Here is a 7,671-nt window from a genome sequence, read left to right on the forward strand (position 1 = left end):
ACTTGGGCTTGGCGTCGGCATCCACTTTCGTGCAGGCGCCGCTGAAGCTGGAGTAGCCCCCATTTAGCGTAAGCAAACCGGTCATACGATCAGTCGGGGCGGAGTACGACCGCAAAGGGGCACTCAGTGATGGTCAAGGCCAGCGGCGAAGGCCAGCCACGACCGGCACGGTGGTTAGTCAGCAGCAGACACCAGTGAAGCAATCAACAGGAAAAACGATGCAAAAACCATCCGAAATCGCGTGGTAAGCTATTGATTTATAAGGGTCGGGGTAGTGCGTTTTGATGTCGATTTTTCGAGCTTATTTGTAGATTAAGCCATTGATTTTAAAGTGAATAAGCTAAAGATTGCCTCGTACAACATTCACAAGGGGCTGTCGGTGTTCAACCGGCGGCTGGTGGTGCACGAGGTTCGCCATGCGCTGAAAAAGCTGTCGCCCGACCTGGTCTTCCTGCAGGAAGTGCAGGGCGAGCACCGATCGCACGCGCACCGTTTCGATACGTGGCCGGGCGAGGCGCAGCACCTGTATCTGGCCGGAGAAGGGTTGACGGCGGCTTATGGCCGCAACGCCAACTATCAGCATGGCCATCATGGCAACGCGGTGCTGTCGCGTTTCCCGATCCGCAATTCCTACAATCACGACCTGACCCTGCACCGGTTCGAACAGCGCGGGCTGCTGCACTGCCAGCTGGACTTGCCGGGCTGGAACCAGCCCTTGCACGCGCTGTGTGTGCACCTGAACCTGCTCGGTCACGACCGGCGCAAGCAGCTGGCGATGCTGGTCGACTTCATCGGCAAGCGCATCCCCAAGGGGGCGCCGCTGGTGCTGGCAGGGGATTTCAACGACTGGCGCCGCGAATCGACCCGCCTGCTCGGCCACGAGCTCGGCGTCGTCGAGGCGTTCGAGGCGCTCCACGGCGATTCGGCCCGCAGCTTTCCGGCGCGGATGCCGCTGCTGTCGCTCGACCGGGTTTACGTGCGCGGTTTCCAGATCGAGGCGGCCGACGTGCTGAGCGGTGCGCCGTGGTCGGCGCTGTCGGATCATGCGCCGTTGTATACGGTTCTGCACCGAGGGCAGGTATGAGGGGTTTCGTTCGCGGCAACCGATTGACCCTGCTGTACAACGGCGCCGACTTCTTTCCGGCACTGATTGCCGCTCTCGATTCCGCGCAGTACGAAATCTATCTGGAAAGCTATCTGTTCGAAATGGACGTGGTCGGTACTGCCGTTGCCGAGGCGCTGATGCGAGCGGCGGGCCGCGGCGTGCAGGTGTCGCTGCAGATCGACGGCTTCGGCGCACGGCATTTTCCGGTCGAGTGGCGAAAGAAGCTGGCCGCGGCGGGCGTGCGGCAGCTGTTCTTCCGGCCCGAGGTGGCGCCGTTTTCGCTGGACCGGCAGCGCTTGCGGCGGCTGCATCGCAAGCTGACGGTGGTCGACGGTCGCATCGGCTTCATCGGCGGCATCAACATCCTCAGCGACATCGACTCGGCCGAACTGGCACCGCGCTACGACTATGCGGTGCGTGTACAGGGACCGCTGGTCGCGCAGATGCGCGAAACGGTCAACCGGGTCTGGCGACATACCGCGTGGGTACAACTGGTGCCGGAATGGGCGAAAACGCTGCCGGCACCGCCCAAGCCGGCAAAGGCCGGCAAAAGCCTGGCGAAGCTGGTGATTCGCGACAATTTCCGCAACCGGCACGCGATCGAACAGGAATACCTTCGTGCGATCGAAACCGCACGCTCGGAAATCGTCATCGCCAACGCCTACTTCCTGCCGGGCTACCGCTTCCGCCATGCGCTGCTGCGCGCGGCCGAGCGGGGCGTGAATGTCGTGCTGCTGTTGCAGGGGCGGGTCGACCACGCCTTGCTGCACTATGCCAGCCGCGGCTTCTACCGGCGCTTCCTCAAGGCCGGGGTCGACATCTACGAGTACCGAGAAGGCTTCATGCACGCCAAGGTGGCGGTCATCGACCGCTACTGGGCAACGGTCGGGTCGAGCAATATCGATCCGTTCAGCCTGCTGCTGGCGCGCGAGGCCAACGTCGTGGTGCGCGACCTCGGTCTGGCCGAGGCCTTGCGCGATGACCTTCATACGCGGCTGGAGCGCGATTCGGTACCGATTGCGCTGGCGGACCTGCGCCGTGGCCGCTGGCTGTTCCGGATCCTGCCGTGGATTTCGCACGGCATCGTCCGGGTACTGATGGCGATCAGCGGATACGGCGGCCGGCGTTACCTCGAGTAGTCGTCGTGACCTGCGAATGAACAACGGGGCCGCCGGCCCCGTTGTCATTGATCTACTGATTGTCCTTGTCCGACTGCTTGCGGTCGAATTCGAGCGTTGCCCGCAGGATGCCGCGCAGGATGTCGACCTCTTCCTGTTCCAGTCCGATGCGCTGGTACATGCGCCGCAAACGCGGCATCAGCCGCTTGGGGGCTTTCGGTCGCAGGAAGCCGATGGTCGTCAGCGTTTCTTCGAGATGCCGGTAGAACAGCTCGATGTATTCGTGGCTGGCCAGCGTGCGCTGTTCTTCCAGGTAGCTCACGTCGTCGAGCAGGCTGGCACGCAGCTCGTAACACAGCACCTGAACCGCCTGAGCCAGATTCAGGCTGGAGTAGTCGGGATTGGTCGGGATCGTCACCCGGCGGTTGCAAAGCTGGACTTCGTCGATGGTCAGGCCGCTCATTTCGGTGCCGAACACCAGGGCGATTTCACCGCCATGTTGCGCTTCGGCAATCAGCTCCGGGACCAGCTGGCGCGGCGTCTGCAGCGGCTGTGCCAGTTCGCGCCGGCGTGCGGTCATCGCCACCTGCAGCGTCGTACCGGCCAGCGCTTCGGCCATCGAGCCGACGACGACCGCGTTGTCGAGCAGGTCGTGCGCGTTCGAGGCCAGCGAGACGGCGACCTCGGACGGAAACTCCTTCGGATTGACCAGATAGAGCCGGGTCAGCCCCATGGTCTTCATCGCCCGGGCGGCCGAACCGATGTTGCCGGGGTGCGAGGTGTGCGACAGGACGACGCGGAAACGCGCAAGCCGTTGATTGGCTTCGAGGTTGGCGTCGTGCGGAGAATGGGGCGTGTTGCTGGAGGTGTTGGGATTCATGACTGATGCGGTTACAATGGGAGCCGATTTTCGATCTTTTCAAGCGGATCCGGCGCGGGCGCCAGATTCAGACAATTTGCATCGCGCTGCTTTGACTGGCCTTTCGGCTCGCGTTCCCGTTGATCCGCTGACGAACCGTACAGGAACCCGCAATGCATCCGATGCTCAACACGGCCGTTCGTGCCGCCCGCCGCGCCGCTTCCGTCATCCAGCGCGCGTCGAACAATCTCGACCTGATCCAGCCGGAAAAGAAAGGCCACAACGATTTCGTTTCCGAAGTCGACCGTGCCGCCGAGCAGGCCATCATCGAGACCATCCTCGAAGCCTATCCGACGCACGCGATCATCGCTGAAGAGTCCGGCGCGCGTGGCAACTCGGAATACGTGTGGATCATCGATCCGCTCGATGGTACCACCAACTTCCTGCACGGTTTCCCGCAATACGCGGTCTCGATCGCGCTCGAGCATCGCGGCATCATCACCCAGGCCGTGGTGTACGACCCGAACCGCAACGACCTGTTTACCGCCACGCGCGGCGTGGGCGCCTTCCTGAACGATCGCCGCATTCGCGTCTCCAAGGTGCGCGAATTGTCGGATGCGCTGGTCGGTACCGGCTTCCCGTACACCAAGTTCGACAATCTCGACGCCTACATGGCCATCTTCCGTGACATGGCGCAAAAGGCGGCTGGCGTACGTCGTCCGGGCGCGGCCGCGCTGGATCTGGCCTATGTCGCATGCGGCCGCTTCGACGGTTTCTTCGAATTCGACCTCAAGCTGGTCGACATTGCTGCCGGCACGCTGCTGGTGCAGGAAGCCGGTGGTCTGGTGACCGACTTTGCCGGCGAGGAAAAATTCCTCGAGTCGGGCGATGTACTGTGCGGCACGCCGCGCGTCTTCGGTCAGATGCTGCAGCTGATCAAGCAGCACAACATCAAGTAATGGATGCGGCCGAGCGCCAACGCCTCGAGGCAGCCTACCGCGCCACGCGTTACGTGGTGCCGGAGCTGCACTTGAGTCTGCGGATCGGCCGGCATCATCCCGACCTCGACGCCGTGCTGCATCAGCACGGCGTTGTTGCGTGGGCTTTCGTTTCGGCCGCGAATCCGCGCTCGGTTGCGCTGTGCGAATACGAAAACCGCGCACGACACCAGAATCTTCTCGAAACGCTGCATCGGCGTGGTTTTGTCTGCTTCGATGGTCTCGGCGAACCCTTGCTCGCCGGCTGGACGCCCGAGCCGTCGGTTCTCGTGCTTGGGCTGTCGCAAGACGAGGCAATCCGTTTGGGGCGCGATTTCGACCAGCATGCCGTAGTCCATGGCGCCCTGCAGGGGGCGGCGTTGCTGTGCTGGTGCGATGCGCCGGCGGCAGTTTGATTCGACGTTTTCCCGTCCGTGCACTATTGAGCAGTATCAAGGCCATCATCGTCGCGATTGGGTGATAACGGGATGTTGATTGCGCCTTCGTTCCGGGGTGGACGTCATGCGTGCGCGGTGGTACTTCGTCATTCCTTTGTTGCTGGCCGCGTGTGGCGGTCCGGCGCCTGATGTGTTTCAAGGATACGTCGAGGGCGAGTTCGTTCAACTGGCAGCGTCGCAGTCGGGGCAGTTGGACCGGCTGATGGTGCAGCGCGGCCAGGTGGTGACGCGTGATGCGGCGTTGTTTGCGCTCGATGCGATCGACGAAAGGGCCGCCCAGCAGCAGGCGCAGCGTCAGCTCGATGCGGCAGCGGCGCAGCTCGCCGACCTGCAGACCGGCAAGCGTCCGCAGGAAGTCGACGTCACGCGGGCGCAGCTTGATCAGGCCGTGGCGCAGGCCCGCAAGTCCGGCCTTCAATTGGTGCGCGACAAAGAGCAGTTTCGTAGCGGTTTCGTTTCGCAGGCGCGGCTCGACGAAAGCCGGGCGCAGGCCGATGCGGATGCGGCGCGGGTGCTGGAGCTGCAACGCCAGCTCGATGTGGCCCGCTTGCCGGGGCGCGAGGCGCAGGTCAGGGCGCAGGCTGCGCAGGTCGACGCGGCGAGGGCCGTGCTGGCGCAGGCCGACTGGCGGCTGGTACAGAAGTCGGTACGCGCATCGGCGGACGGACTGATCTTCGATACCTTGTACCGCGAAGGCGAGTGGGTGCCGGCGGGGAGTCCGGTGGTGCGGATGTTGCCGCCCGGCAATATCAAGGTGCGGTTCTTTGTGTCCGAACCGCGTCTTGGGGGTATTCGGCTGGGCCAGCGAGTGCGGATGACGTGCGACGGTTGCGCGAAGCCGGTCACGGCGACGGTGAGTTATATATCGCCACGCGCCGAGTACACCCCGCCGGTCATCTTCAGTAACGAAACCCGCGCCAAGCTGGTTTTCATGATCGAGGCTCAACCTGCGACCGCCGATGCGGTCAGCCTGCATCCGGGGCAACCCGTTGCGGTGTCGCTGCAATGAGCGGCGTACTGGCGATCGACGTTGCCGGGCTGAGCAAACGCTTCGGTGACCGGCTGGTGGTCGACGATGTGGCGCTGCAGGTCCGGCGCGGCGAGATATTCGGCTTTCTCGGTCCGAACGGCAGTGGCAAGACGACGACGATACGGATGATGTGCGGGTTGCTGACACCCGATGCCGGCGAAGGGCGCTGCCTGGGCTTCGACATCCGCTGCGAGCGCGAGCAGATCAAACGTCGCGTCGGTTACATGACCCAGCGCTTCTCGTTCTGGGACGACCTGACGATCCGGGAAAATCTCGATTTCATCGCGCGGGTATACGGCTTGGCCAGACGGCGTGAAAGAGTCGATGCCGCGCTCGATCAACTCGGGCTGGCGACGCGTGCCGAGCAGCTGGCCGGGGCCTTGTCCGGTGGCTGGAAGCAGCGGCTGGCACTGGCGGCGTGCATGCTGCACGAGCCCGAGTTGCTGTTGCTCGACGAGCCAACGGCCGGGGTCGATCCGACGGCGAGGCGCGATTTCTGGGAAGAGTTGCACCGGCTGGCGGCGCAGGGCGTTTCGGTGCTGGTGAGCACACACTATATGGACGAGGCCGAGCGCTGCCACAAGCTCGCGTACATCGCCTATGGCCGGTTGCTGGCGCAGGGTACGGCCAGTGAGATTGTTGCCGGGCAGGGGTTGTCGACATGGCTGGTTCGCGGTCCGGACCTGATTGACGTGGCGCAGCGCCTGCGCGGGCAGGCCGGCGTCGATCAGACCGTCGCGTTCGGTGATGCGGTGCATGTCAGCGGCCGGGATGCGGCGCTACTTGAGGCTGTTTTGCGACGCGTGCTGGCCGGCGGTGCTCATGAGTGCCGGCAGATCGAAACCGGGCTGGAGGATGTGTTCATTCATATGATGTCCAGTGCCGGGGGTAGCCGGTGAGCTGGCGGGTGGCGCTGGGGCGCTGGTGGGGCATCGTGCTCAAGGAGTTTCTGCAACTTCGGCGGGACCGGATTACGTTCGGCATGATCGTCGGCCTGCCCATCGTCCAGCTGACCCTGTTCGGTTATGCCATCAACAGCGATCCGAAGCAGATGCCCACGGCGGTGGTGATGGCCGATCACAGCGAGTTCACCCGCAGCTATGTCGCGGCCATGCGCAATTCGGACTACTTCAGGATCGTTGGCGAGCCGCAGGACGAAGCGCAGGCACATGGCGCGCTGGCGAGGGGGGATGTCCTGTTCGTCCTGAACATTCCTGCCGGATTTACCCGCTCGCTGTTGCGGGGCGAGCGGCCTGCGCTGCTGGTTGAGGCTGATGCCACCGATCCGATGGCGACGTCGGTGGCGCTGTCTGCGGTGCAGCAACTGGCCGAGTCGGTGGCGGACAAGGATCTGCGCGGCGTGCTGGCGCCGCTGGCTGGCAGCGGGCCGGCGTTCGAAGTGCGTGTGCACCGGTTGTACAACCCCGAGGGGAATACGCAGTTCAATACCGTACCGGGGCTGATGGGGGTCATTCTGACCATGACCATGGTGATGATGACCGGGCTGGCCATGACGCGTGAGCGGGAACGCGGGACGATGGAAAACCTGCTGGCGACACCGGTGCGGCCCATTGAAGTCATGACCGGCAAGATCGTGCCCTATGTGGCGATCGGGCTGGTGCAGGCCACCATCATCCTGCTGGCTGCGCGATACGTCTTCAGCGTGCCGTTCGCCGGCAGCCTCCTGGCCGTCTACGTTTCAGCGCTGGTCTTCATTGCGGCCAACCTCACCGTCGGCATCACCCTGTCGTCGTTGGCGCAGAACCAGCTGCAGGCGATGCAGCTGACGATGTTCTACTTCCTCCCGAACATGCTGTTGTCCGGTTTCATGTTTCCGTTCCAGGGCATGCCTGGTTGGGCGCAGGCGATCGGCAGTGTGCTGCCGCTGACGCATTTCAACCGGCTGATTCGCGGCATCCTGCTCAAGGGCAATGGCTGGGCCGAACTTTGGCCCAATATCTGGCCCTTATTACTGTTTACGGCTGTCGTGATGCTGGTGGCGGTGCGCTTTTATCGGCGGACGCTGGATTGAGTTTGAGGCGGGCTGAAATCGGGGTGACGAAATTTCGCTGTCCGATCAGGGGTTTATCGGTTCGGTGCGAAATTCTTTCCGTCGGGGTGTTG

At 63.4% G+C, this 7,671-nt stretch carries 8 protein-coding genes; 7 read left to right on the forward strand and 1 reads right to left on the reverse strand.

Going from position 1 to position 7,671, the window contains the following annotated elements; translation table 11 throughout:
- Positions 1–331 precede the first annotated feature (331 nt).
- Together IE097_RS19095 and clsB are read left to right on the forward strand one after the other, a co-directional pair.
- Positions 332–1,084 (forward strand): endonuclease/exonuclease/phosphatase family protein, encoded by a 753-nt coding sequence (locus IE097_RS19095; RefSeq protein WP_189462488.1) that lies wholly within the window; start codon positions 332–334, stop codon positions 1,082–1,084.
- Positions 1,081–2,244: a cardiolipin synthase ClsB gene (clsB, locus tag IE097_RS19100; RefSeq protein WP_189462489.1), complete on the forward strand. Its 1,164-nt coding sequence runs from the start codon at positions 1,081–1,083 to the stop codon at positions 2,242–2,244. Before IE097_RS19095 ends, clsB begins: the two co-directional genes overlap by 4 nt.
- Positions 2,245–2,296: 52 nt before the next feature.
- On the opposite strand, the gene IE097_RS19105 is transcribed toward clsB, so the two are convergent.
- On the reverse strand, positions 2,297–3,103 hold the full coding sequence (locus IE097_RS19105) for an RNA methyltransferase (RefSeq protein ID WP_189462490.1): 807 nt from the start codon (positions 3,101–3,103) through the stop codon (positions 2,297–2,299).
- Positions 3,104–3,255: 152 nt separating this feature from the next.
- Between IE097_RS19105 and IE097_RS19110 the strand changes: the two genes are divergently transcribed.
- The 5 genes from IE097_RS19110 (at position 3,256) to IE097_RS19130 (ending at position 7,579) form a co-directional block, all read left to right on the forward strand.
- Entirely contained in the window at positions 3,256–4,041 is a 786-nt protein-coding gene (locus IE097_RS19110; protein ID WP_189462491.1) for an inositol monophosphatase family protein, read from the forward strand.
- Positions 4,041–4,475, forward strand: coding sequence for a DUF3293 domain-containing protein (locus IE097_RS19115; protein ID WP_189462492.1), 435 nt, complete (start codon positions 4,041–4,043; stop codon positions 4,473–4,475). The genes IE097_RS19110 and IE097_RS19115 overlap by 1 nt, the downstream gene beginning before the upstream one ends.
- Positions 4,476–4,647: 172 nt before the next feature.
- The gene (locus IE097_RS19510; RefSeq protein ID WP_268247096.1) at positions 4,648–5,526 is read left to right on the forward strand and encodes an HlyD family secretion protein; all 879 of its coding nucleotides are present in this window, start codon (positions 4,648–4,650) and stop codon (positions 5,524–5,526) included.
- Positions 5,523–6,446, forward strand: coding sequence for an ABC transporter ATP-binding protein (locus IE097_RS19125; RefSeq protein ID WP_189462494.1), 924 nt, complete (start codon positions 5,523–5,525; stop codon positions 6,444–6,446). The genes IE097_RS19510 and IE097_RS19125 overlap by 4 nt, the downstream gene beginning before the upstream one ends.
- Entirely contained in the window at positions 6,443–7,579 is a 1,137-nt protein-coding gene (locus IE097_RS19130) for an ABC transporter permease (protein WP_189462495.1), read from the forward strand. Before IE097_RS19125 ends, IE097_RS19130 begins: the two co-directional genes overlap by 4 nt.
- Positions 7,580–7,671 lie beyond the last annotated feature (92 nt).

It is taken from the genome of Jeongeupia chitinilytica, from assembly GCF_014652315.1.
GTDB lineage: Bacteria > Pseudomonadota > Gammaproteobacteria > Burkholderiales > Chitinibacteraceae > Jeongeupia > Jeongeupia chitinilytica.